The 26,229-nt window shown below is 41.4% G+C and carries 21 protein-coding genes; 10 read left to right on the forward strand and 11 right to left on the reverse strand.

Annotated features, from left to right (window positions below; translation table 11 throughout):
- Positions 1 to 4: 4 nt before the first annotated feature.
- On the reverse strand, positions 5 to 946 hold the full coding sequence (locus M472_RS30960; RefSeq protein ID WP_021069774.1) for a hydrogen peroxide-inducible genes activator: 942 nt from the start codon (positions 944 to 946) through the stop codon (positions 5 to 7).
- A 166-nt stretch (positions 947 to 1,112) separates the two neighbouring features.
- Here M472_RS30960 and M472_RS30965 point away from each other — a divergent pair, with 166 nt between their 5' ends.
- From M472_RS30965 to M472_RS30980, 4 genes are read left to right on the forward strand one after another with little or no spacing between them, the layout of a single operon-like run.
- A complete protein-coding gene (locus M472_RS30965) occupies positions 1,113 to 3,278 on the forward strand; it encodes a S46 family peptidase (protein WP_021069775.1) in 2,166 nt (721 codons plus the stop codon).
- A gap of 56 nt (positions 3,279 to 3,334) precedes the next feature.
- Entirely contained in the window at positions 3,335 to 4,030 is a 696-nt protein-coding gene (gene trxA, locus M472_RS30970) for a thioredoxin (protein WP_021069776.1), read from the forward strand.
- A 1-nt stretch (position 4,031) separates the two neighbouring features.
- A complete protein-coding gene (locus tag M472_RS30975) occupies positions 4,032 to 4,406 on the forward strand; it encodes a DUF423 domain-containing protein (protein ID WP_021069777.1) in 375 nt (124 codons plus the stop codon).
- Between the two features lie 14 nt (positions 4,407 to 4,420).
- Positions 4,421 to 5,671, forward strand: a complete 1,251-nt coding sequence (locus M472_RS30980; RefSeq protein ID WP_144062688.1) for a chloride channel protein — start codon at positions 4,421 to 4,423, stop codon at positions 5,669 to 5,671.
- On the opposite strand, the gene M472_RS30985 is transcribed toward M472_RS30980, so the two are convergent.
- The 4 genes from M472_RS30985 to M472_RS31000 all read right to left on the reverse strand — a co-directional run bounded on the left by M472_RS30985 (position 5,643) and on the right by M472_RS31000 (position 10,659).
- Positions 5,643 to 5,900 (reverse strand): hypothetical protein, encoded by a 258-nt coding sequence (locus tag M472_RS30985; RefSeq protein ID WP_021069779.1) that lies wholly within the window; start codon positions 5,898 to 5,900, stop codon positions 5,643 to 5,645. The two genes, M472_RS30980 and M472_RS30985, sit on opposite strands and share 29 nt — an antisense overlap.
- A 19-nt stretch (positions 5,901 to 5,919) precedes the next feature.
- Positions 5,920 to 7,191 carry an NADP-dependent isocitrate dehydrogenase gene (gene icd / locus M472_RS30990; RefSeq protein ID WP_031301550.1) on the reverse strand — a complete coding sequence of 424 codons (1,272 nt, stop codon included), beginning with the start codon at positions 7,189 to 7,191 and terminating at the stop codon, positions 5,920 to 5,922.
- A 5-nt stretch (positions 7,192 to 7,196) separates the two neighbouring features.
- Complete coding sequence (locus M472_RS30995; RefSeq protein WP_021069781.1) at positions 7,197 to 9,332, reverse strand: cation:proton antiporter; 2,136 nt, start codon at positions 9,330 to 9,332, stop codon at positions 7,197 to 7,199.
- A gap of 109 nt (positions 9,333 to 9,441) precedes the next feature.
- A complete protein-coding gene (locus M472_RS31000; protein ID WP_021069782.1) occupies positions 9,442 to 10,659 on the reverse strand; it encodes an ABC transporter permease in 1,218 nt (405 codons plus the stop codon).
- 93 nt (positions 10,660 to 10,752) lie between these two features.
- Here M472_RS31000 and fmt point away from each other — a divergent pair, with 93 nt between their 5' ends.
- Positions 10,753 to 11,670 carry a methionyl-tRNA formyltransferase gene (fmt, locus tag M472_RS31005; RefSeq protein ID WP_021069783.1) on the forward strand — a complete coding sequence of 306 codons (918 nt, stop codon included), beginning with the start codon at positions 10,753 to 10,755 and terminating at the stop codon, positions 11,668 to 11,670.
- Between the two features lie 6 nt (positions 11,671 to 11,676).
- Here the strand turns inward: fmt and M472_RS31010 are convergent, their stop codons facing one another.
- Complete coding sequence (locus tag M472_RS31010) at positions 11,677 to 11,889, reverse strand: helix-turn-helix domain-containing protein (RefSeq protein ID WP_021069784.1); 213 nt, start codon at positions 11,887 to 11,889, stop codon at positions 11,677 to 11,679.
- 262 nt (positions 11,890 to 12,151) lie between these two features.
- Between M472_RS31010 and M472_RS31015 the strand changes: the two genes are divergently transcribed.
- Positions 12,152 to 13,012: a sigma-70 family RNA polymerase sigma factor gene (locus tag M472_RS31015; protein WP_021069785.1), complete on the forward strand. Its 861-nt coding sequence runs from the start codon at positions 12,152 to 12,154 to the stop codon at positions 13,010 to 13,012.
- A 61-nt stretch (positions 13,013 to 13,073) separates the two neighbouring features.
- On the opposite strand, the gene M472_RS31020 is transcribed toward M472_RS31015, so the two are convergent.
- Positions 13,074 to 13,805, reverse strand: coding sequence for an SIMPL domain-containing protein (locus M472_RS31020; protein WP_021069786.1), 732 nt, complete (start codon positions 13,803 to 13,805; stop codon positions 13,074 to 13,076).
- 160 nt (positions 13,806 to 13,965) lie between these two features.
- On the opposite strand from M472_RS31020, the gene M472_RS31025 reads away from it, so the two are divergent.
- From M472_RS31025 to kdsB, 3 genes are all read left to right on the forward strand, one after another.
- Positions 13,966 to 16,788, forward strand: a complete 2,823-nt coding sequence (locus tag M472_RS31025) for a S9 family peptidase (RefSeq protein ID WP_031301551.1) — start codon at positions 13,966 to 13,968, stop codon at positions 16,786 to 16,788.
- A 165-nt stretch (positions 16,789 to 16,953) separates the two neighbouring features.
- Positions 16,954 to 19,143, forward strand: coding sequence for a glutamine synthetase III family protein (locus tag M472_RS31030; protein WP_031301553.1), 2,190 nt, complete (start codon positions 16,954 to 16,956; stop codon positions 19,141 to 19,143).
- Positions 19,144 to 19,320: 177 nt separating this feature from the next.
- Positions 19,321 to 20,064 carry a 3-deoxy-manno-octulosonate cytidylyltransferase gene (gene kdsB, locus M472_RS31035; RefSeq protein WP_021069790.1) on the forward strand — a complete coding sequence of 248 codons (744 nt, stop codon included), beginning with the start codon at positions 19,321 to 19,323 and terminating at the stop codon, positions 20,062 to 20,064.
- Between the two features lie 27 nt (positions 20,065 to 20,091).
- Here kdsB and M472_RS31040 read toward each other — a convergent pair whose 3' ends face one another.
- Genes M472_RS31040 through M472_RS31050 form a run of 3 tightly spaced genes read right to left on the reverse strand, consistent with a single transcriptional unit; the run spans position 20,092 to position 22,728 of the window.
- Positions 20,092 to 20,985, reverse strand: coding sequence for an aldo/keto reductase (locus M472_RS31040; RefSeq protein ID WP_021069791.1), 894 nt, complete (start codon positions 20,983 to 20,985; stop codon positions 20,092 to 20,094).
- Positions 20,972 to 21,745: an FKBP-type peptidyl-prolyl cis-trans isomerase gene (locus tag M472_RS31045; RefSeq protein WP_021069792.1), complete on the reverse strand. Its 774-nt coding sequence runs from the start codon at positions 21,743 to 21,745 to the stop codon at positions 20,972 to 20,974. The genes M472_RS31040 and M472_RS31045 overlap by 14 nt, the downstream gene beginning before the upstream one ends.
- Complete coding sequence (locus M472_RS31050; protein WP_022829305.1) at positions 21,742 to 22,728, reverse strand: glycosyltransferase family protein; 987 nt, start codon at positions 22,726 to 22,728, stop codon at positions 21,742 to 21,744. The genes M472_RS31045 and M472_RS31050 overlap by 4 nt, the downstream gene beginning before the upstream one ends.
- Before the next feature lie 115 nt (positions 22,729 to 22,843).
- Here M472_RS31050 and M472_RS31055 point away from each other — a divergent pair, with 115 nt between their 5' ends.
- Positions 22,844 to 23,779: a zinc dependent phospholipase C family protein gene (locus M472_RS31055; protein WP_021069794.1), complete on the forward strand. Its 936-nt coding sequence runs from the start codon at positions 22,844 to 22,846 to the stop codon at positions 23,777 to 23,779.
- Positions 23,780 to 23,787: 8 nt separating this feature from the next.
- On the opposite strand, the gene M472_RS31060 is transcribed toward M472_RS31055, so the two are convergent.
- Positions 23,788 to 26,214 carry a T9SS type B sorting domain-containing protein gene (locus M472_RS31060; RefSeq protein WP_144062689.1) on the reverse strand — a complete coding sequence of 809 codons (2,427 nt, stop codon included), beginning with the start codon at positions 26,212 to 26,214 and terminating at the stop codon, positions 23,788 to 23,790.
- Positions 26,215 to 26,229 lie beyond the last annotated feature (15 nt).

Consider the following 26,229-nt stretch of genomic DNA (forward strand, 5'->3'; position numbering starts at 1 on the left):
TCCTTTAGATACTAAACCCGATTATATCTTTCTTTTTATTCGATTTAAAACGTTCTGGTATGGCCTCTAGAATTTCATCGCGCAATACCCTCACGGCCATCTTCTTCACGTAGTTGTGTGTCGTGACTATACTTATTTCGCGTACCGGCTCCGGTGATTTGAAATAACGCACATGGCCCAGCTGGTCTTCATTGTAGGTCAAGATACTCAATTCAGGCAAAATAGTCAATCCATCATTGATTTCCACCATACGCTTTAATGTATCCACACTTCCTGTATTATACTCAAAAGTACCATTGGCCCCCTGGTTGTGCTTATAATTACAAATATTAAGTACCTGCCCCCGCATACAATGCCCTTCATTGAGCAACCATAGCTTCTCTTGGGACAAATCATCATAACTGAGCATTTTCTTGGCAAATAGTGCGCTCTTGTCAGACACATAGGCAACAAAAGTTTCGTAAAACAAAGGAGTTTCCAGAATCGCATTGTCCAATAAAGGGGTAGACAAAATTCCACAGTCAAGTTCACCGGCCTTAAGCTCTTGAATAATTCTCTCTGTCGTATACTCCCACACCTGAAGTTGTACCTTCGGGTACTTTTTTAAAAAAGAAGTAATCACACCAGGCAAAAGATAAGGCGCAACAGTAGGTATAACCCCAATCTTAAAGTCCCCCTCTAACTCTCCCTTGGTTTCCTGCAAAATCTCCGCTATCTTCCTGCTTTCCATAAGCACTGCACGGGCCTGCTTGATTATTCTTTTTCCTACTTCTGTAGGAACGACAGGTTGCCTGCTACGGTCAAAGATCTTCACCCCTAATGACTCTTCTAACTTTTGGATCTGCATACTCAAGGTAGGTTGGGTCACAAAACACTTTTCGGCAGCTGCAACGAAACTCCGGTACGTATCTACAGCAATAACATATTCCAATTGAACTAAAGTCATCTTATAAGTTTTAACTATACAAAGATAAGAAATGAGCTATATAAAGGTAAGAATTTAGTATTTTTGAAAAAGCCGTGAGATAATCCATAGCCTGATCAGCTTAACTTATTCTCACAGCATGACAGTATACAACAAAAAGAATATAATACCATAAAATAGTGATCATATGAAGTACAATTTTAAGTCCTCCATTTTATTAGCCGCTCTATTGGGGTTAGGAACATTCAACTTTTCGGCTTCCGTACCGGACGAGGGGATGTTTCCGCTGAGCGAGCTGAATAGAGCAGGACTAAAAAAAGCGGGGTTAAAAATCGGTGAAAAGGACATTTACAATCCTGGTCAGGTAGGCTTGGTGGATGCTTTGGTCCAGGTGTCAGGCTGTTCAGGTTCTTTTATATCACCCAATGGACTAATTGTTACCAATCATCACTGTGCATTCAGTGCCGTACAGTTAGCCTCCAGCCCACAACATAATTATTTACAGAATGGATTTGTGGCCAATTCGCAGGAACAAGAAATAGAAGCTAGAGGGCTCACGATCCGAATTACCGAATCTTACGAAGATGTATCAGCACAGATATTAGATGCAGTAGCTCAGGTCAACGATCCTATCGAGCGCATCAATATTATCAATAGAAAACGGAAAGAAATAGCTCGCCAAGCCGAAAATGAAGATGCCTCCATCAAAGCAGAGGTTTCCGAAATGTTTATCGGAAAGAGCTATGTATTATTCCGCTACCGGACGATAGAAGATGTCAGACTGGTGTATATTCCCAGACAAGACATTGGAGAATTTGGAGGAGAAACAGATAACTGGGTATGGCCTAGACATACAGGTGATTTTTCATTCTTAAGAGCTTATGTGGCACCTGACGGAAGTTCGGCCAAATACTCAAAAAAGAACGTCCCCTATCAACCTAAAAAACACTTGAAGGTAAATCCAAAAGGGGTAGAAGAAAATGATTTTGTTTTCATTTTAGGTTATCCAGGAAGGACCTTCAGACACCGACCGGCACAATACATTACCTACCAACAAAAATTTTTACTGCCCTATACATCCGAGCTGTATGATTTTCAGAATCAGCAAATGTTATCGGCCGGAAAAAATGATAAGGCAACAGAGCTGGCCTTAGCCACCAGAATCAAACGTAATGCCAACGTGATGAAGAATTACCGGGGAAAGCTCAAAGGATTACGTAATATTGACCTTATCCAAAGCAAACAACAAGAAGACCTCGCTTTGGAACAATTTATAGCATCCAAGCCGGAATTAAATGCCAAATATGCAGGTTTAATGGCCGATATCGAACAGCATTACAAACTGGTATTTAGTGATGCAGAACGCGAATTATGGTTCAATAACCTTTATTCAGGTATCCGAAGTCTTCAAATTGCGTCGCTGGTCAATGATTTTAAGGATATTCTGGATAAACAAGGAGGCTCTTCCAGTAAACAACAATTCTTCGAACAGAATGTAGCACGTTTCAAACAGCAGCTCGATGGCTTGTACGAAAGTTACAACAAGCAAGCAGATGAAGCGATAGCTGGCCATATGTTTGCTCAAGCATATCTATTTAAGGATAAAAATCAAGTGCAGGCTTTGGTTAGTAAAAAATTTGCAGACAGTGATCGTGCTGCAGCTTATATTAAAGATGCTATACGCCAATCAAAGCTGAGCAACAAAGAGACCTTATATAATGAAGTCCTCAAAAACGTAAGCAGTCTCATTGCCTATAGAGACGAACTGCTTGTTTTCCAACAACACGTTGAGAAAGAAATCGAACCATTCCACGAAGAACAAAAACGCCGTGAAGGTGTACTGAATAGACTCATGGGAGATTATGTCGCTGTAAAGGAAGTTTACCAATCGAAAAACTTCATTCCCGATGCCAACTCTACACTACGATTGACTTATGGAAACATAAAGGGATACAGCCCCGTAGATGCTACCTATATGAAGCCATTCACGACAGTAAAAGGCCTCATCGAGAAAGGCAGTTCAGGCGATGCCGAGTTCCAGTATCCAGAAGTGATCAAACAAGCTTGGCTAAGCAAAAATTTTGGCGCTTATAGCAAAGCTGATCTTGGAGATGTCCCTGTAAACATCCTTTATAATATGGATACCACCGGTGGCAACTCGGGCTCCCCTATTATGAATGCTTACGGCGAGCTTATTGGTGTCAACTTTGATCGCTCGTATGATGCGACCATCAATGATTTTGCGTGGAATGAAAGTTACAGCAGATCGATAGGTGTCGATATCCGTTATGTTCTTTGGGTCGCGGATAAAATAGACAACGCCCAGTTCATATTAAAAGAAATGGGAATTTAATAATGACAATGGGCAACCTTACACAATTAAGGTTGCCCTTTATATATAAACAAAACATGAAGCATTTTATTTCATTACTCCTATTCGGACTATTGTATATTACAGCCGCCTCAGCCCAAAATAAGATATCTGCAACAGAGGCTGCTCAAATACTGAACAAGAAAAAAAACATACAGCTACTGGATGTACGCACTCAAAAAGAATATGCGGACAAGCATATCGCCAATTCGGTAAACTTAGATTGGAACAAAAAAGCAGAATTTGAAGAAGGAGTAACCAACAAATTCAACAAAAAACAGCCCTTATATGTATACTGTCTATCGGGAGGCCGTAGCGCACAGGCGGCCAAAGCCTTAACCGAACAGGGCTATACCGTATACGAGATTGATGGTGGTATTTTAAAATGGGAAGCAGCTGGGCTATCTTTAGAAAAGGAAAAATCTTCTGGATCGAAAGGTCTTACCCTAAAACAGTTCAATGCACTGACTAAAGATAAGCAGATGTTGCTTGTCGATTTTCACGCCAGCTGGTGTGGCCCTTGCAAAGAGATGGCTCCTTTCATCCAAGAAATAGCTAAAAAATATACCGGAAAAGTGAAGGTTGTGAAAATCGATGTCGACGAAAACGAAACCCTGACCAAACAACTTGGCATCACGAGTATCCCAGTTCTATTTCTTTACAAAGACGGCAAAAGAACATGGAAACACATTGGGTTTGCCGATCAAAAAACAATAGAGAAACAACTTAATTAGCATGCAGACATTAACACTTGTACTTGGAGCCAGTTTTGGGATATTGGCTATTATACTCGGGGCGTTTGGCGCTCACGCCTTCAAAAAAATAATCAGTACAGACAGATTGGCTTCTTTCGAAGTAGGTGTCCGTTATCAAATGTACAGCGCATTAGCTTTACTCATCATTGGCTATGCTTGCGATTTTACATTATATAGCCAACGCTTGGCCGTATATGGCATCACCCTGGGCACCCTTCTATTTTCTTTCAGTATTTACTTTTTATCATTTTCAGAATACTGGAAAGTAAATCTGCGTTTTTTAGGTCCCATCACTCCTTTAGGAGGCCTATTGATGATTATCGGATGGGGAGCCTTATTGATTTCATTTCTTTAACCTTACCTTAAGCCGTGTCTCATAGCAGAATTTGTTCGCCAGGTGGACTATCTTGGTTCAGTTGGATTAAAATATGCAGCAGTATCGGTATCTTGACAGGAATCACTTCGGTCCTGTTTTTAAATGCCCTGAACTATGTAGGAGGCTTGCGTGAACAATATATGTACGTCTTATTTGGACTCCCTCTCGCAGGTTTACTGATTGTATTCTTGTACAACCGCTATGGAGGCAACGCATACAAGGGCAACAATCTGCTCTTTGAAGAGTACTATAATCCACAAGGAAAAATCCCCTTACTGATGGCTCCTTTGGTAATTGTCGCCACCTTACTGACTCACCTTTTCGGTGGCTCTGCCGGGCGTGAGGGGACCGCCGTACAGTATGGAGGTACCTATGCTGATTATCTTTCAAAAAAAATGGGCTTAGACAAAAGCCAGACTAGAATAACACTGATCTGTGGTATAGCTGCTGGATTTGCCTCCCTCTTTGGTACACCTCTCGCCGGTGCTATCTTTTCGATAGAGATGTTTCGCCTCGGTAAGCTTCGCTACAAAGCGATCATCCCGGCACTACTCACGGCCTATCTAGCGCATGGCATCAGTCTGTTGCTACAGGCACCGCATACCCATTATCCTATAATCGAATCACAACTGTTTCGGTTTCAAGACATCCACTGGGTGATACTTTTTGCTGTACTGGCTGGAGCTGTGGCGTGGATATTTACCTATACTGGAGAAACACTAAGCCATGTATTCAAGAAGATAGGCAATCCCTATTGGCGTGTGGTGATAGGGTCACTGGCTATTCTCGCAATTATTGCCCTTGTAGGTAATCACAGGTATGTAGGACTAGGTATACCGACTATTCTAGAATCATTTGAACAACCACAGCCGGGTATCGATTTCTTAGCTAAAATCCTACTCACCTGTCTCACACTTAGTGTTGGTTTTAAAGGAGGAGAAGTGACCCCCTTGTTCTTCATTGGTGCCACTTTCGCAAGTTTCCTTTCCCTGTATATCCCTTTGCCACTTATAGTCATCACAGGACTTGGCTTTGTCTCCGTTTTTTCGGGCAGCACAAAGACACCAATTGCCTGTGCCATCATGGCAGCAGAGCTATTCGGACCATATATTTTTCCCTTTGCGCTATTATCAACCCTTATAGCTGCATTGGCCTCCGGAAGCAAAGGAATATACAGCAGCCAAAAAAACAGCCGTTTTAGAAGGCGAAACCTATTTAAAGAAGTAAGGTCTTCCAAGCCATAACCAGATCCCCACGATCCAGATATTCTTTGGCCTTCAGCTGCAGATGGGTGTCACGGGAGCTTTCATCACCGATAAAAGCATTCGTCAACTCTAATATTTCGGGCAGCCCACGAATACCATCCACCTCTATTTCCGTAGGTATACTTTCAATATGAGCCAATGCTGCTTTGTCTGCCGCCGACAGCACCACAGAATTTCTCACAAAAGAAGGTAAATCATTAACAACCATTACACAACCTCCCTTTATCTTAACTTTTCTTGAGCTTATCAATAATCCTGTCAGCAAATTCACTCGTTTTTAACAATGTGGCTCCTTCCATAAGGTTGAAGAAATCGATTGTTACATTTTTTTCTTTTATTGTCGCTCCCAAAGCGGACTTAATAGCCTCCGCTGCTTCTGTCCACCCCATATATTCGAGCATCATCACCCCACTTAAGATTACAGATGAAGGATTCATAGTATCCGTATTGGCAAACCTTGGTGCTGTACCATGTGTAGCTTCAAAAATAGCATGCCCAGTCTTGTAATTAATGTTGGCTCCTGGTGCGATACCGATCCCTCCTACCATGGCTGCAAGTGCGTCAGAGATATAGTCTCCGTTCAGATTCAACGTAGCCACCACCGAGAAGTCTCTCGGAGCTAATAAAATCTGTTGTAAAAAATTGTCTGCTATAATATCCTTGATAATAATCTTACCTGCCTGCTCGGCTTCCCTCTGCTCCTGATTGGCGGCTTCTTGCCCTTGCTCGGCCTTGGTACGCTCCCATTGTCCCCAAGTATACGTATACTCCGAAAACTCGGTTTCTGCCACCTCAAATCCCCACTGTTTAAAAGCTCCTTCGGTATACTTCATGATGTTACCTTTGTGTACCAGAGCAACCGATGGCAAACGGTGTGTCAATGCATATTCTATGGCTGCACGTACCAATCTTTTGGACCCTTGTTCGGAAACCAGCTTTACGCCCACACCAGTCTCGTCCGAGAAGTCATACGATACCCCCAACTCTTCCGCCAGAAACTTCTGCAATCGACCCGCATCAGCACTTCCTGCTGCAAACTCGATCCCGGCATAGATATCTTCCGTATTCTCCCTAAAAACAACCATATTTACGTATTCGGGGTGCTTTACAGGAGAAGGCACGCCTTCATACCATGTAGTAGGTCGCAAGCAGACATACAGATCCAAAGCTTTCCTCAAAGCAACATTTAGGGAACGAATACCACCACCGATAGGCGTTGTCAAGGGGCCTTTTATACCCACCAAATACGTTTTGAAATCAGCCAAAGTTTCTTCGGGGAGCCAACTTCCAGTCATCTCATATGCCTTTTCTCCCGCTAACACTTCCTTCCACACGATATTTCGCTTTCCATCGTAACTTTTCTTTATAGCTTCGTCAAATACGCGAACTGAAGCGCGCCAAATATCGGGTCCGATTCCATCTCCGATAATAAAAGGAATAATAGGCGATGTAGGTACTTGCAACTGACCATTTACATCCAAGGTAATTTTGTCACTCATAACCATCAATTTTGCTTTTCTTTGTTAAACATGTTTCCAATTTCCCGGCTAATCTTTCTAAAAATAGGTGCCGTACGAATATCTTCATATTCATCAATATGAGAATCTCCCTGGCGACTCGGAAATAGTAATATAAGATTCTGATTTTTATAATAACGTCCGACTCTACGGGCCAAACCATCTAAAGAGTCACGATAGGAAACCTCTCCATTACGCGAGGAAACAAACACAAGTAGGGAATCTACATTGCTAAATGTGGCTAGCCCATAGATATTGTCCCAGTCTTCGTAGTTTGAATAGTGCAGGGGAACACTCGATTTTAATATTTTTTGAACTTCTTCCGTAGCCCCTGCCGTTCTTGAATTACAGATAAAGTTGACAGGCAGAGATAGTTCTTGAGCGAGCTTGAGTATCTTCTCCATCCAATAGGCAAATCCGAATTCAGATTCAGCTAAAGGGGGAGCAAATACAGTAATCGATTTATGCGAAATCAAGGGTTTTTCAAGGCGACACATAAACAGCGTCGTATCGGTAGTATTAAGAATACTTTCCGTTTTTTCACCCACAATCTTTTCAACAAAAGAAACAGCACTGGGCCATCCCATAATAATACAGTCCGCAAACACATGCCGAGACATCCGAGATATACCAGCTGCAATATTATAGTCAATCGTCGTTACCAACTCTACTTCTGTTTCTGAGCCTGAAGCATACTTGGCCATACTATCAAGATTTTTACGAGCCTCTAGGAGATTCCGTTCAGCACGCTCATTGTCAGGTACAACACTCAAAATGCTCAGCGGATAATGAGACTTCTTTGATTTAATTAAGGTCGCAAAATCCAATATCGGTTCCATCGTACTCAGATTGGCAATAGGAATCATAATCTGCTCTTCGCCTTCTTCAACATGCTCCACATGTGCATCATCCTGGTGTCCCTCCATCACGACTTTCTTCGACGCACTCTCGGTAACCATTGTCGCTACAATACACGTCACAAGAATGAGTAAGATCGTACCATTTAAAACATTCTCATCAATAATATTATTGTTGTATCCAACCATAATAACAGCCAATGTTGCTGCTGCATGAGCATTGCTCAATCCAAAGATCAGATTTCTCTGATTGCTGGAATATTTAAAAATCAACTGAGTAGCAGTGGCTGCTATATATTTACCAGATATAGCAACTACGGTCAGTGTTCCGGCCACAATCAATGCCATAGGCCCCTTTGTCAACACACTCACATCTACAATCATCCCTACAGAAATCAAGAAGAAAGGTATAAAAATGGCGTTACCAATAAATTCAATACGATTCATCAAGGCCGAAGAGTGTGGAATCAACTTATTCAATGCCAATCCAGCGACGAAAGCTCCTATTATCGGTTCCAGACCTGCCATTTCTGCTAAAAACGCAGCAAAAAAGACTACAGTAAGTACAAAGATATAATGTCCGGTTTTTTCAGACTCTATTTTCTCAAAAAACCATTTTGCAATCTTAGGGATGATACCAAACATGATAAACAAGAAGATCGCAAAAGAAACTCCAAGCGTAACCCAGAATTCCTGATTGATATTCCCCTGAGAGGCTCCCGTTATAACAGCCAAAATAATCAATACCGCTGTGTCCGTCAATATGGTTCCGCCGATGGTGATTGCCACGGCTTCGTGTTTTGAAATACCATACCTGTTCACGATTGGATAAGACACCAAAGTATGTGTAGCAAACATACTTGCAATCAATATACTTGGCAGCACATCATATCCCAATAGGTAATGACACACAGGGAAACCAATTGCAATCGGGATGGCGAAAGTAAAAACACCAAACATAATACTCTTATGTTTCGTCTTTTTAAACTCATTCATATCCAATTCAAGCCCTGCAATAAACATGATATATAACAGCCCAATGGTCGAAAAAAGATTTACAGCAGAGCTCTTCTCCAGCCAGTTGAGACCATGCGGTCCAATGATCACCCCCGACAGAATCAAACCAATAATACCTGGAACACGTATCGGCCTCAATAAGATAGGCGACAACAGTATAATAAAAAGTACCAAAGAAAAAACGAGTACCGGATTGGTTAAAGGGGCTTCAAATGCTTGAGATAAATGTTCAAAAATCTTACTACTCATAAATCGACTAAAGTTCGTTTAATTACAACACACTATAACCTATAAGATTATAAATCGTAGGTAAAGTACGAAAAAAAGTAGATTTTCAGAAAAAGCAAAAACTTAAACCCTATTTGAACTGTATGGTTTTGATAGGCGAAATACGTGAAATTAGCATAGATGGAATGAACAATGTCACCAAAGCAATCAAAATAATACTCAGGTTAAGAAGCACAACGGTTATAAAATCGATCGACATTGGCACATACTCGATATAGTAAATCGTCGGATCCAACTTAAAAAACTTTGTTTGATTTTGTAACAGATAAATAAACAAAGCAACAGCATTACCGATCAACAACCCATAGCCAATCAAATAAAGAGAGTTCAGAAGGAATATCTTTCGTATCTCTCGATTCAACATGCCTAAAGCCTTGAGCATACCTATTAAAAAAGTCCGCTCCAATATCGTTATCAGCAAGGATGAGATCATATTGATGACTGCCACAATGACCATGAGTACAAAAATGATATCATCATTCATATCGAGCATTTTTAACCAATTGAAAATATCGGCCAAATGCTCGACAATATTCATAGATTTCATTTCCAACGGCAAAACATCGTCTACTTTTTCCGTCGTTGCTTCCAGTAAGGAAAAATCATGGATTCGAATTTCATATGCTCCAGCATCATGCTCGCCCAGATTGTTTAAACGACGGATAAGGTCCAGCGAACCTATAACATAGTTTTTGTCCAATTCTTCCGAATTTGTACGGAAAATACCCTGAATCCTAAACTTACGTTTGCGCGTTCTGTCATCCTGCACAAAGGACATGATGAAACTATCGTTCAATTGCAACTGCAATCGTTCTGCCAAATAGGCCGATATCAACAACTGACTGTCTCCGTCTTCAGCCCGCAGATTCAAAGTATCGCCTTTGACCAAGGTCTTCGCCAAAAAAGATTGATCATAAGTTGACTCCACACCTTTCAGCAGCACACCTTCTACTTCCCCATTGACATTCATTATACCAACCTTTGTAGCAAAGGGTGAAATAGATACCACATTGGGCAATTTTCGAATCTCCTCCAACTTAGCCGGAGAGAGCGAGATCGGAACATTCTCTGCTTGGTTCAGATCTTGTTTAGTAATGATGATATCACTAAAAAAACCACGTTGCTTGTCTGTTATCTCATCTTTAAACCCCCTCAATATAGCAACAGACAATAAAATGGCAATAATAGCCAAAGCCAAAGCACCAATAGTGACACGCACTATAAGCTTAGAAAAGGTACGTTGGCCTTTAAATATTATCCGTTTTGCAATAAATAATGGAAAATTCAAGCTGAAATATAATTTTGTAACTTCGCAAAGTTAACAAATTTTGCAACTTGACAAACGGGGCGCTTTAGCGTTTCAAAAATAAAAATTCTATATATGCGTATAATCTTCATGGGTACTCCCGACTTTGCTGTAGCTTCTTTAAAAGCACTACTTAATTCTGGCAAAAATGTAGTAGCCGTAGTCACAAGCCCGGACAAACCAGCAGGTAGAGGACAGAAGCTGCATCAATCTGCCGTCAAACAATTTGCCACCGAACACCACATACCTGTATTGCAGCCTGAAAAACTTAGAGCCCCGGATTTTCTGGCAGCCTTACAGTCTTATAAAGCCGATCTACAAGTAGTCGTTGCCTTTAGAATGCTCCCCGAGCTCGTTTGGAACATGCCTCGCCTAGGCACCATAAATGTCCACGCTTCACTACTCCCACAATACCGAGGCGCCGCGCCGATCAATCATGCGATCATCAATGGCGAGCGAGAAAGTGGCGTGACCACATTTTTATTACAACAGGAGATCGACACCGGCAATATATTATTAAGTGAAAAAGTAAAAATAGAAGATACAGATACCGCAGGGATATTGCACGACAAGTTAATGCATGCTGGAGCACAGACACTGGTCAAAACGATTGAAGAAATGGAAAAAGGGAATATCACACCTGTCCCTCAAGACCAGACGGATACAAGCGCACTCAAACATGCTCCTAAGATATTTAAGGAAGATTGTCTTATTGACTGGAACAACCCAACGGAGCAGGTTTACAACAAAATTAGAGGGCTCAGCCCTTACCCCGCAGCATATACCCTGTTAGATGGCAAGGTTTTAAAGATATACGAGGCCACAAAAGAACATCACTCCTCACAAAATACTCCAGGCACGTTTTTTACAGATGGCAAAACCTTCCTAAAATTTAATACCACAGATGGATATATAAATCTAATATCTATACAGATAGAAGGAAAAAAACGTATGTCTACCGAAGAATTCCTAAGAGGTTATCGCTTTGAATAGAACTGCTTACTTACGATCCTCTTCGTAAACTATAATATCACCAGGTTGGCAGTCCAGTGCACGACATATGGCTGCCAACGTGCTTAACCGAATTGCCTTAGCCTTTTGATTCTTCAATATTGAGAGATTAGAGAGCGTTATACCCACGCGTTCGCTAAGTTCGTTTAAAGAAACCTTCCTCTTTGCCATCACTTCATCCAAACGTATTACAATACCCATGATCCTTTATATTTAAATTTTCTTTACTATAAAACATTTTTCAAAAAAAAAGGTTTTAAACATAGAATAATATTTTGATCATGACAATATGTAACAGCTATATAACAATATGTAAACTTGGAACGATTTTTGATGTTAATAATCAGTTTTACTATCTAGCATAACTACCTCAAAATGAGTAAATAAATTACAAATTTATTACACTCAATAATCATATTTTTTTGTATTTTTGCAACATTCCAGAAGAAAGGTATAAATTTTAATGAGACAGCTCAAAATTACACAATCGATCACGAATCGAGAATCTCAATCTCTTGACAAGTACTTACATGAAATTGGTAAAGTTGACTTGATTACTGCTGAAGAAGAAGTAATCTTAGCACAACGGATTCGCGAGGGAGATCAGGTGGCATTGGAAAAATTAACTAAAACCAACTTACGATTCGTCGTATCGGTAGCTAAACAGTATCAAAATCAAGGTCTTACTTTAGGAGACTTGATCAACGAAGGAAATCTAGGACTTATAAAAGCTGCTAAACGATTTGACGAAACCAAAGGTTTTAAATTCATTTCCTATGCGGTGTGGTGGATTCGTCAATCTATTTTGCAAGCTATCGCTGAACAGTCGCGTATCGTACGTCTTCCCCTTAACCAAGTGGGATCATTAAGCAAGATCAGCAAAGCTTTCTCAAAATTAGAGCAAGAGTACGAAAGAGAGCCTTCTCCAGAGGAATTAGCAGACATCTTAGAAACTACTGTAGACAAGGTATCAGATACATTAAGCAACTCGGGTAGACATGTGTCTATGGACGCTCCCTTTGTACAAGGCGAGGAAAACACCCTATTGGATGTATTAGAGAACTCTGATCCAGATACAGATAGTTCGTTGATAGATGAGTCATTGTCTGAGGAGATCAAAAGATCCTTATCTACGTTGACAGAACGCGAACGCGAGATTATTGTGCTATTCTTTGGCTTAGGATCCAATCACCCACTTTCACTTGAAGAGATCGGTGAAAAATTCAGTTTAACGAGAGAGCGTGTACGTCAGATCAAAGACAAAGCGCTACAGCGCTTACGTCACACTTCTCGTAGCAAAATTCTAAAATCTTATTTAGGTTAAACAGACCTTCAATAAAAGGAAAAGCGCAAGAGAATATCTTGCGCTTTATTTTTTTTCAATACTATTGCCCGTAACTTGTCTTCACCGTAATATTGGCCGTTTTTAAACGAGAACTCGTATTGAACACACCTCCATAAGAGAAGTCCTCATTATCATTCTGCCCGGTAATCTGAAATATCCCCAAATCAGCCCGCAGCAAAGTACCCAAACTCGATCCTGACTCCTTCGCAATATTCTCGGCACGTGCTTTTGCATTTTGCGACGCCTCTGCAATCAAGGAAAGCTTTAAGTCTTCTAACTTGGAGTAATAATAATTAGGAGAATTGGAACTCAGCTCGACCCCCTGTGAAATCAGAGTTGAGATCTCACGAGAGGCATTATCCACTTTATCCAAATCTTTTGATTCAACACTCAATACTTGCGTCAGACTATACCCCGAAAAAGTATTGTAACTGTTCCCTCGTTCATCCGTATGGTAAGCAAAGTCTTTTGAAATATTGACAGCCTCAAACAAGATTTCATTTTCCTTTATCCCTCGCTGCACCAAGAAACTCTTGACCATATCGCGATCGCGCTTCAACTGCTCCGAAGCTTCACTCAGATCCATAGACTTTCGACTGAAAGAAGCAGTCCACTTCACAATATCGGATTCAAAATCCTTTTTTGCATTTCCAGTAACATTAATCGTATTACTCACTTTAAATTTATACTTGTAAGCCCCAGCTACGACAAAGGCAGAAGCGACTATAGCAACAGCCGCCACAATACTAATTACAATCCCTGTAGATTTCATATATAAATAATTTGTTTTTCAATCTATGCTGACCTATATCTACGAATTTACGTGCCAAAAAACGGATCAGCATCCCTCTTTCTGTAATTTTTCTATTGCCCTTTCGTGAATACGCTCCATTTTATCTAAGTTTGGGCCAACTGAACAATCATTTATTACAATGAAGAAAACCGTATCAATGTTTATTCTTTGCAGCATGACACTTCCCAGTCTTGTTGCTCAAAAAAGACCAATAGATCATTCCAGCTATGATATATGGAAAAACATTTCTAGTGCAGACATTTCAAAATCTGGGAACCACATCTTCTATACCGTATCCCCTCAAGAAGGTGACGGCTATGTCGAATTAAAAGATCAAAAGAACAGGTTACTCCAACGTTTCGAAAGAGGTACCGCTCCCAAAATGACAAAAGGAGAAGATTTTTTAATCACACTCATAAAACCTGCATTCAAAGACACCCGTGAGGCTAAAATAAAAAAGAAGAAAAGCGAAGACTTCCCTAAGGACACTTTGACAATCTTCAAACTTGAAAACAGAGAACAAGTAACATTCGGTCCTATTAAAAGCTACAAACTTGCCTATGATGCGACCAACTACCTCGCCTATACGCAAGATATTGCCAAGAGCACCGAAAAGACGGACAGCACCAAAAACAAGACAGACTCCTCCAGTAACGCTAAAAAGACCCCACCCGCCAAAAAGGAAAACGTACTGGTGCTCTATAATCTGTATAAAAAAGACACTGTCCAATTCTGGAAAACCGACAGCTATTTCTTTAGCAATGACGAGAAATACCTCGCTTTCACAAAAAAAACAGGACCAAAAGACAGTTCGGACATCGATGGGCTCTACCTCTATGACCTTGCCAAGAAATCGGTAAAAAAAATCAGCAACGGAAAAGGTGTCTATAAAAACATCCTTTTTGACGACCAAAGCAATCGACTGTCTTTTTTAGCCGACAAAAGCCCTGATAAAGCCTTACAAAAGGATTTCAAACTGTACCTATATAATATCGGGCAACAAGACAGTGCGCACATCATCGTGGACAAAAACACGAAAGGAGTTCCGACGGAATGGTACGTATCAGGAGATGGTCAATTAGGCTTTGATCAAAAGTCAGACAGACTATTTTTTGGGCTAGCCCCCATCCCCCCGGTCAAAGACACGACACTGGTAGAATTTGAAAATGCAAAAGTAGATATATGGCACTGGCAGGACGACTACCTTATGACACAACAGCTCGTCAACCTAAAGCGGGATTTAGGCAAAAGCTATGACGCAGTCTACAACTTACAATCGGGTCAGATAATCGCACTGATAGATGACAGCTTTGACCGCACCTCCTACACCGACGACGCTACACAAGAATGGATACTGGCGACTTCTACCGCTGGCAATAGAATCGCTTACCAATGGCAAGCCTACCAGCTGCAGGACGTGTATGCTATATCTACACGTACAGGCGAAAAAAGAATCATTAAATCAAAATGGCAAGGGCAGGCACACCTGTCTCCTGACGCAAGCTATATCGTCCTATTTGATGAAACAAATGGCAACTGGTACAGTCACGAGATAGCAAGTGGAAACGAACAGCTGCTCAACAAAGGCTTACAAGTTGGATTCGCCAATGAAGAAAACGACATGCCTACAGCATCTCCATCTTATGGTATAGCCGCATGGGCGGAAGACAATAAAGGAATCTATATCAATGATCGATACGACATCTGGTATTTTTCGCTGGATGGAAAAAAACAAAAATCGATCACCAATCAATTTGGAAGAACCAATAAAATTGTCTTTAGGGCGTTGTTAATAAAAGACGGCACTCCGAGAAACAGAACAGCCAAAATAAAAGAAAACACAGCTTTATGGCTTACCAGTTTCAATGAAACAAACAAGGAGAATGGTATTTTCTCCCTGATGCCAGCAAAGAAGCAAAATCCAAAAGAGATTATACAGGATAAATTCACATTCAAAAACTTCAAAACAGACGAAAACGGTAAAGTATATATCTATACTAAGGAGAACTACACCTCCAGTCCTGATCTATATGTCAACAAGGACTTTAAAATCGAGCAGCGCCTGACTGACATTAACCCTCAACAAGAGGAATACAACTGGGGAACAGCCGAATTAATCGCATGGACAACTCCTAATGGACATCAGGCTGAAGGCATACTCTATAAGCCGGAGAACTTTGATCCAAACAAGAAGTACCCTATTATTGCCTACTTCTACGAGACACTATCACAAGGTCTTTATACTTATCAAGCTCCCGCCCCTACACCGTCGAGGCTCAATATTCCCTATTATGTCAGTAATGAATATCTGGTATTCGCACCGGACATCCATTACCAAACAGGACATCCCGGAAAATCTGCCGAAGAGTATATCAACTCTGGAATGCGTTATCTTGCAAAAAATACGTGGGTAGATTCTACAAAAATGGCCATCCAAGGGCAGAGCTGGGGAGGATACCAAGTAGCCCATCTCATCACCAGAACAAACATGTATGCGGCAGCCTGGACAGGTGCTCCTGTTGTCAACATGACCTCTGCCTATGGTGGTATCCGTTGGGGAACCGGTATGTCTAGACAATTTCAATATGAAAAAACACAAAGCCGCTTAGGAGCTACCCTTTGGGAAGACAGAGATCTCTATATAGAGAATTCTCCCCTCTTCTTTATGGATCAAGTAACTACTCCTGTCGCCATCATGCACAATGACAATGACGGAGCTGTGCCATGGTATCAGGGGATCGAGATGTTTACTGCCCTAAGGAGATTAGGCAAGCCCGCATGGTTACTTAACTATAATGGAGATGATCATAATTTGATACAACGTCAAAACAGGAAAGACATACAAATTCGTCAAAGTCAATTTTTCGACCACTTCTTAAAAGGAAAACCTGCTGCAAAATGGATAAAATCAGGAGTTCCGGCAACAAAAAAAGGAATAGACTGGGGATTTGACCAACAATAACACAAAAACACACATAAAAAACAACAAAAAAGCTCGAGAAAAAGTATTTTCTCGAGCTTTTTTCATTTTTATTTAAAAAAATGAAAAAAAAATAAAATTATCATTGTATTTTTGAACAACAAAACACAACAGCAACAAGAAAAACACAACCAACACCACAAAAAAATGTCAAACATCAGATTCGAATCCGTAAATGCAGCCTCTTCTAGACATGCATTGCCAGAAGAAAAGGTTGTCACCAAAAGAGCTACTACTATTTTTGGTAAAAATGTTTTCACAAGCAACAAAATGAAAGATTTCTTACCAAAGAATACATTCAAGGAGTTGACAAAAGCAATTGAGATAGGCGAACCGATCTCTCGTGAGATCGCCGAGTTCATCTCCCAGGCCATGAAAACATGGGCTTTACAAAATGGCGTATCGCACTATACGCACTGGTTCCAACCATTAACAGGTAGCACTGCTGAAAAACACGATGCTTTTTTCGAACCGGATGAAAATGGTGATGCTATTGAAAAATTCACTGCTGATGCTCTTGTACAGCAGGAGCCTGACGCTTCTTCTTTTCCTAATGGTGGTATCCGAAATACCTTTGAAGCTCGTGGCTATACAGCCTGGGACCCTTCCTCCCCTGCTTTCATCTATGAATCTGCAGCCGGAAAAACCCTATGTATTCCCACCGTATTCGTTTCCTATACAGGTGAATCATTAGACTACAAAGCTCCCTTACTAAAAGCCGTCAATGCTATTGACAAGGCTGCGACTGATGTAGCCCAATACTTTGACAAGGCCGTCACTAAGATAAATACGTCCCTTGGAATAGAACAAGAATACTTCTTGGTTGATCTTTCTCTTTATAATGCTCGTCCGGACTTACAGTTGACAGGCCGTACCCTTTTTGGCCATATGTCGGCTAAAGGACAACAACTGGAAGACCACTACTTTGGTGCAATTCCCGAGCGTGTTCTCGCATTTATGGTCGATTTAGAAAATGAAGCCCTTAAATTAGGTATTCCATTGAAGACACGCCATAATGAGGTAGCTCCTTCTCAATTTGAATGTGCGCCGATGTTTGAGGAAATCAACCTTGCGATTGACCACAATCAATTGCTCATGAATGTGATGGAACAGGTGGCAATACGGCACAACTTCAAAGTATTGCTTCATGAAAAACCATATTCTGGCGTTAATGGATCTGGAAAACACAACAACTGGTCACTAATAACCAATACGGGGATCAATTTACTCTCTCCAGGAAAAACACCGAAAACAAACCTGATGTTCTTGACGTTCTTTGTAAATACAATCAAAGCCGTATATGAATATGCAGACCTTCTACGCGCTTCTATCGCCAGCCACAGTAACGATCATCGTTTGGGTGCCAACGAAGCGCCTCCGGCTATTATCTCTATCTTTTTAGGATCGCAACTTGACGAACTCTTAGATGAGATAGAATCGGCTCGAGTAGCGAAAAAAGTTAAATCGGAAGCTAATCTTTGGCATGGCATCCCTAAGATACCGGAATTAAAATTAGACAATACTGACCGTAACCGCACCTCACCTTTCGCTTTTACAGGCAACAAGTTTGAATTCCGTGCTGTTGGTTCTTCAGCCAACTCAGCACTCCCTATGACTGTGCTTAACGCTATAGTCGCAGCGCAGCTTATCGAATTCAAAGTAGAGGTTGACAAACAAATAAAAAAAGGAACGAAAAAAGACCTGGCTATTCTCAATGTACTGCGCAAGTATATTAAAGATTCTAAAGCAATCCGTTTCGAGGGCAATGGTTACAGTGACGAATGGGCGCAAGAAGCCGAGCAAAGAGGACTGTCTAATATCAAGTCTACGCCTAAATCCCTGGATATATATATCAAAGACGAAACTATAGCGCTATTCGAGCGTCTTGGCATCTACTCCAAACGTGAATCCGAAGCTCGTCATGAGATATTACTCGAGAACTTCTATAAAAAACTACAGATAGAGGCACGGGTTATTGGAGAGGTGGTCAACAGCCACATCGCACCTGCATGTTTTACCTACCAGAACGAATTAATCCAAAATGTTAAAGGGTTAAAAGATCTGGGTCTGCCTAAAGAAGCGTATTCTTCTCAACTAAATCTTGTAGAACGTATTTCCAAGCATGCAAATACAATCCTAGAACAATCCGAAGAAATGCGTCAAGCACGTAAAAAAGCAAATACGATAGAAGACATGCGCGAAAAGGCAATTGCATATGATGAAGTTGTAAAACCATTTTTCGATGAAATACGCTATCACGTCAACAAACTGGAGAAGATAGTCGATGACTCCAAATGGCCATTGCCAAAACTACGTGAACTTCTTTTTATACATTAAGAAATAAGCACACATCAACAGATAGAGAGGCTCCCTAAAACCGGAGTCTCTTTTTCTTTATACCTCTTCAAAGACTTAACCATACGATATTTTCAATAATTACACAGGTTATTATTCATACAAAGGTAGTTTATTCGACTTTTATTGCTAATTTTCGACAATACATAGTAAAAAAACATGAAAACAATAGGAATTATCCCTGCGCGATACGATTCTACTAGATTTCCCGGCAAACCGCTGGTTGATATCGCTGGGCAAAGCATGATACAACGGGTATATAATCAAGCCAAGCATACATCCTCTTTAAGTGAAGTTATTGTTGCTACAGATGATCAACGGATATATGACCATATCAAGAGTTTTGGAGGAAATGTTGTCATGACAAAACGGGAACATCAATCCGGAACCGACCGGTGCGCAGAGGTCATTGAAAATATTCAAGGATTTGATATCGTTATCAATATCCAAGGTGACGAACCCTTCATTGATCCACAGCAAATTGATCTATTGAGTTCGTGTTTTGCGCAGCCCGACACCCAGATAGCGACATTGGTTCGTAAGGTGGAAGACATAGATGAATTATTCAATGAAAACAAACCCAAGGTCGTATTGCGTAAAGATGGACAAGCTATTTACTTTTCCAGACAGGCTATTCCTTTTTTGAGAGGAACAAAAAAAGAAGATTGGTTAAAATCACGCCCTTACTACAACCATATCGGAATATATGGCTATCGAGTCAATATTCTGACAGAGCTTGCCAATCTGCCTTATTCCGATTTGGAAGCCATGGAAGGTCTCGAACAATTGCGCTGGCTGGATAACGGTTACAACATACATACAGCTGTGTCAAACCATACAAACGATGCGATAGACACACCAGAAGACCTGCAGCACATTATAAGAAAATATTTCAACAGTTGAGGCTAATGGCATTTAGCCTCAACTGTATTATCGATGTGATGTGTAGAACAAGGGAACTCCCAATGCGGCTACTTTATCTCCGTCCAGTCCTTCCATCTCCCTATAGGCACTCATCAACTCATTAAACTGCGAAACAGTACGCGCTCCAATCAATGCACTGCTCACTGCACCATGCCGCAATACGTAAAAGAGTGCAACAGCAATAGTCGATACGCCCTGTTCAGAAGCTACCTGTGCGACCCTGGTTTGAACATCAGCCACTGTGCCTGCATCAAGCCCCAGGTATTCTTTAGCAGCTTTGTCTATTAACATTCCCTGTGCCAAGGTCCCTCTCCCAATGATACCGACATGTTGTTCTTCTAAGAAATCCAGATACTCCTCAGGTCTCGTGTCCAACACGCTGAATTGCATCATATTGGACACCATATTCCCCATTTGGGCATACGGTTTAAAAACATTAGGCCTGATAGAAGAAAGTCCATAAGCTCTGATTTTTCCTGCCTCTTTTAACCTTTCAAAAGTATCTACTACATCATCAAAATCATCCCCTATGGTCCCCCCGTGCAATTGATAGAGATCGATATAATCAGTCTGTAACCGCTTCAATGAAGCATCTATTGCCGTATGGATATAAGCTTTAGAAACATTCCATCCCCATCCACGACCGTCCTCATTCCAGACATTGCCCACTTTCGTAGCCAATACGATATCCTTCCTAAATTCCTTTATCCCCTCTCCCAAGAGCTTTTCATTTTCCCCTTTGGCGTACAGGTCTGCAGTATCAAAATAACGGATCCCCTCCTCATAAGCAGTTTGGATCAACTGCAAATCAGACAGTCTATCTTCCAGGGACAAAGACATGGCTCCAAAACCGAGAGCCGACACTTTCAGTTCAGATCTCCCCAGCTTATTCAGCTGCATCTCTACCCTTGATTTCTAACAATTCTACTTCAAAAATCAACGGACTGAATGGCGGAATTCCCCCTGTGCCACGCTCTCCGTAAGCTAAATTATAAGGAATGAAAAACCTGAATTTAGATCCCACTTTCATTAAAGGAATCCCTATTTGCCAACCTTTGATCACTCCGGTCAAACGGAGACTTAGCGGTTCATTGCGATCATAAGTACTGTCAAATTTATCACCATTGGGCAGGGTTCCTAAATAATGAACCAGCACCTCGTCCGATGCAGTTGGCTGTGCACCTTCCCCCTGGACCAACACCTCATATTGCACACCTTCATCGGTCACTTTAATATTCGGATTCAGTTTATTCTTGGCAAGAAAATCTTCTCCAGGCTTGCGGAGCTCTGCATTCTTCTGCTCCATCATCTTACGCATAGAGGATTGAATTACTTCCGAACTCTGATCTTCAGTCAATAGCACTCCACTACCCTTGAAATAAGCCGATATGCCTTCGGACAACATTTTCAAATCCAGTTCAAACCCATTTGCTTTCAACGATCTCGCGATATCGGTACCCAAAGCATAAGACAATGAATCTTTATCCGTCTTTAAAACCACCGCATTCGTGGGAACAGCTTTTTTAGGAGAAGATCGTGTCGCAGACTGCGTACTCGATTTAGCTCTTACGGGTGTCTTTTTTGTACTTGTCTGCGCATTGGTAATACACAACGAAGCTCCGCCAACAAGGGCAAGAGCACATGCTACTTTAAATTTCATTTATGGTTATTTACAATTGTTTCTATAATAGACATCGTATGATTGGGATAATCCACCCTTACGTGACTATTATCATTGAGCCATAGCTCAATATCATATTCATATTTTTTCTTCAGGCTTTTGATGACAGGCACTCCCATTTTTTCCAGAGCAGCAGCATTGAGATGCTGTTCGTACTGATTCTTCATCGGAATAACGAGGATCTTTTTACCAAGATACAGCGCTTCTGCAGGAGTTTCAAAACCAGCACCGCACAATACCCCTTCTGATGAGGCCATACTTTTTATGAAAGCTTCACTATTAATAGGATTGATGCTGACATTTTTATAGCGCAAAGACTTGTTGTTGTGCTTAGAAAACACCTCCCATTTAGCACCTTCAAACTTAGTCAGATGTTTTAACAAATGTGCATCATCATAGGACGGCAGATATACCGTATAGTGCCCGTCGTTCGTTGGTTCCAGATTGCGGATAGACTCTCGTATCACTGGAGTGTATACGGATCTATGATAAGATTGAAAATGGAAGCCATAAGCATCGGATACCGGCGCATAATTTTTCATGATGAATTTTCCCATCAGATCTCCTTCCTCCGGCTTGGGACTGTCCGGGTGCAATGCTCCAATCTGATGACTCAATCCAATACAGCGTATATCCTTTGTATGGCAGGCCCATGCTGTAATAGGTTCAAAATCATTGATAACCAGATCATACTTTTCTACAGGCACAGAATTTATCTCTTGGATAAACTTCCGTATGGTGGAGCTCATAAAAGTCTTCCATAAATCGACTCCGCCGCTCTTACCAAAAATAAAACTCAATCCATGTAGTCGATATTTTATCTCGAAAGGCAAAGGAATATCCGCTTGAATACCGCTAATCAATACGTCCACTTCACCAAATTGCTGCAAGCAGGGGATTACATCCATTGCTCGACAAAGATGCCCGTTTCCGGTTCCTTGTATGGCGTACAATATCTTCATTTTTCATCTATAGTAAATCGAAAATACTGTTTTTTTTTCATTTGACATCCATTCATTTATTAAATTATGGTTAAGCCTTTTATTTCACTACCTTTAAGCTTATAACCAATACATTATGAAACCAACTATATATCTGGCTATCGGTGTATTCCTGAGCATTTCACTTTCATCTTGGGGTTTCTATGCACATAAAAAGATAAACGAAACGGCCGTCTTTCTCTTGCCAACAGACATGGCATTCTTCTTCAAGAAAAACATCAAGATCATAACAGAAAAAGCTGTTGATGCGGACAAGCGCTGCTATATAGACACCGTGGAGAGCCCCCGGCACTTCATTGATTTGGATCGCTATGAGGATATTGACACACTCCCCATACACTGGAGTAAAGCTGTAGAAAAGTTCAGTGAGCGCAGATTGATAGCACAGGGCGTCGTACCTTGGCAGATTGTCAGAACCTATCAAAACCTTGTCAGTGCTTTTAAAGTCAAAAATGAAAGGAAAATCATTCAACACAGTGCCGACCTTGGGCATTACATAGCCGATGCCCATGTACCATTACACACCAGCAGCAACTACAATGGCCAATACACCGATCAGATCGGCATACATGCTTTTTGGGAGACAAGACTGCCCGAAATGTTTTCCAAAGACTACAACTACTTCATAAAAAGTGCTGATTATGTGGCTGACCCACTGAAAACGGCATGGCAAATAGTTAGAGCGAGCAATGCCCTGGTAGATTCCGTATTACACATTGAAAAGGAGCTATCACTATTATTTAAAGAATCGGAGAGAAAGGGATATATAGAAAGAAACAGTCAATTAATATACACTTACTCGGATGCCTATGCCACACGCTACCACCAGTCGCTCAATGGAATGGTAGAGAGACGACTAAGGGCCTCTATACTGCAAGTCGCTTCATTTTGGTACTCCGCCTGGATAGATGCCGGTCAACCTTCGCTATCCAATTTAAAAATAAACGAAGCAGAATTTACGCCGATACCTACAACAGGGCAAAAATCACTCGGTCGCGAAGAATGGCATTGATACAATCATCATTTCGCAAAACCAGTTGCCGAAGTCAATATCATAAGCGCCCCCTTATTAACAACGGGGCGTTGTCCATATCTACTCCCCTTGAACACGTAGAAATAGACTCCATTTGTCACACTTGATGGGACGATCCAATCATTTTTATAATTGCTCGATGCAAAAATAATTCGTCCTGTACGATCCAATACACTGACTTCGACCTGATCAAAAACAGAAAGTCCTATAATCTCAAATGTATCATTTTTAGAATCACCATTAGGAGTGATCGTATTCGGAATGAACAATCCTTTTACCTGTAAAGTAACAGTGGCAATATTTGACCAATTGCCATTGCCATCCTTGATCTGATAGGTAAATCTATCTGTCCCCACGTATTGATCATACGCTTCATAGATCCACCCTCCGTCTGCATCTTTATAAAGGTTCCCCTGGCTGGGATATTCCAGAATACGTATACTTTCTTTATCCAAATAAGTATGTTCAACAAAATCATTATTGGTGATATCCAACACTTGAGCGGTATTGTATACTATTTCAAACGAATCATCTTTTGCCACAGGAGCCGTTCTTAGTATCTGTAGATATACTTTATTGGCCACCTTTGCGGTGTCACCCTCAGCAGCCAGTCGATAAGAAAACTCATCCGTACCGACATAAGTCGCATCCGTGACCGTATACGTAGCTGTCGTACCAGTCAATACAAGCTGACCATACACAGGAGAATCTACAATCTCGATTTTCGTTGGAGTAGCGTCATTTCTCCTTTCAACAACCAGATCAAAAATAGCCTCTTTGCCCTGATATAACGTAATATACTGTTCCTTTACTTCGGGAAATGCTTCCCCCTCGTCTACAGGAACTTTCTCCCCTACACTAATGGTTTCTACGACTTCGGCTTGCAGCAGACTTGCATAAGTCCATGTATCCATCACGCGGTCATTCCCATAACTGAAAGCCCCATACCCATTGTTAGTAGTCCCTTGTATGTGCTCGGTCTCCCTATAGGTGCCCCAGCGATGCCCATCCACGCGACTGGGAGTGCCTACCTTATTGACCCGAGGTCTTGACACCTCGCTTGGTTGTCCCCCTGTGATATCCGAATCGTCCCAAAACATAACAGCATCACTGTGCGTACTGCCATCTATATTGATCCTATCCACAATGATACCATTGGGATTAATCTCCATATCAAAATAAGGAAAATGTATTTCTCCTTTAATCAAGGACACCGAAATACCTATCGAATAGTTAGTTCCCTCGGGCACAAAACGACCATCACCATCCAGCCCATCCCAAAAAAAGCGATTTACCCCCTCCTTGGCTTCCACCGTGATTTCGCGATTCGCAAAAAGTATGTTTGTTGATTTTGAACTTATAACAACCTTATAACGGCCCTTACAATTGGTTTGAAAACTCAAAAAAGTACCTTCTTTACGAAGTTGATTGCCAGCACCGTTCTCTCGAACTATCCCAATATCCTGGACTGATATAACCTGCTGCGTATTAAAAAGCCAGCTCTTACCTCCTGGAAATGCCCCCTGACTCTCCTTTGGCATCCCGCTATCCGGCAAATTATAAAACATTTTGTGGGTGACGTGAAGTCCCTGATCCTCTTCATTGGGGTTATGAAAAAGTGCGACAGACTGCTGATTGGCACTTTTGTAGGTAGGCGTACCTTTCCTGTCCAAAATGCCCGAACTGTTAACAAAATAGGCAAAATCAACACCATGACTCCCATTTCCATTGACGTGGTAAATATATCCATCGTTTGTCAACACATAGTTTTGTCCGTAAAAAGCACCATCCCGCTGCGCCAAGCTCTCTCTTGAGATATGTAACTGCAGGATAGAGACAAAAACTCGCCCAGCCAGCCAAGCTGTATTATCCCTATTCCGAACCGACACATCCCAGGCCGCAATAAGACTTCCTATCCTATGCTGTGTCCAGTCTGCATCAGCTTTGACACTCGGTACTTCGGTCAGCGCTATACTACGCGGGTCATCATCAGGAGACCTGAATTCGATAGACCATATTCCGGTCTGCCCCATGCCTACAGGCACTTCAAACGGGGTATAGCCGATTCTAGGCCCAGCCAGTTCAGCCTTACGGCTGGAGCCGTCCATGGCTACAATACGGCCTACATCATTTGCATCTGTTTGATATTGAATTCCATCTGGAGAAGTTATCCAGATTCTGCCCTGCCCAATATTTTGGGCGCTTGAGGCGACTGCAATAGTCTCCCCTTCCACAGCGTAGACATAATGCGCAGCTCTATTGGCGAAAGCATCCCTCCCAACAGGCAATGAGACTAAAAAAGCCCGATTGCCTTCAACCTTATCAGGGTACAAATCTTTTGACCCCTCTCCGAAAACGCTATTCATCCAACAAAACAGGCCCATTAGTAGGAGCATGTTCCATTTCATTTTCATAGCATAGATAGATGT

Origin of the sequence: Sphingobacterium paucimobilis HER1398 (assembly GCF_000416985.1) — a bacterium.
In the GTDB taxonomy this organism is placed as follows: Bacteria; Bacteroidota; Bacteroidia; order Sphingobacteriales; family Sphingobacteriaceae; genus Sphingobacterium; species Sphingobacterium paucimobilis.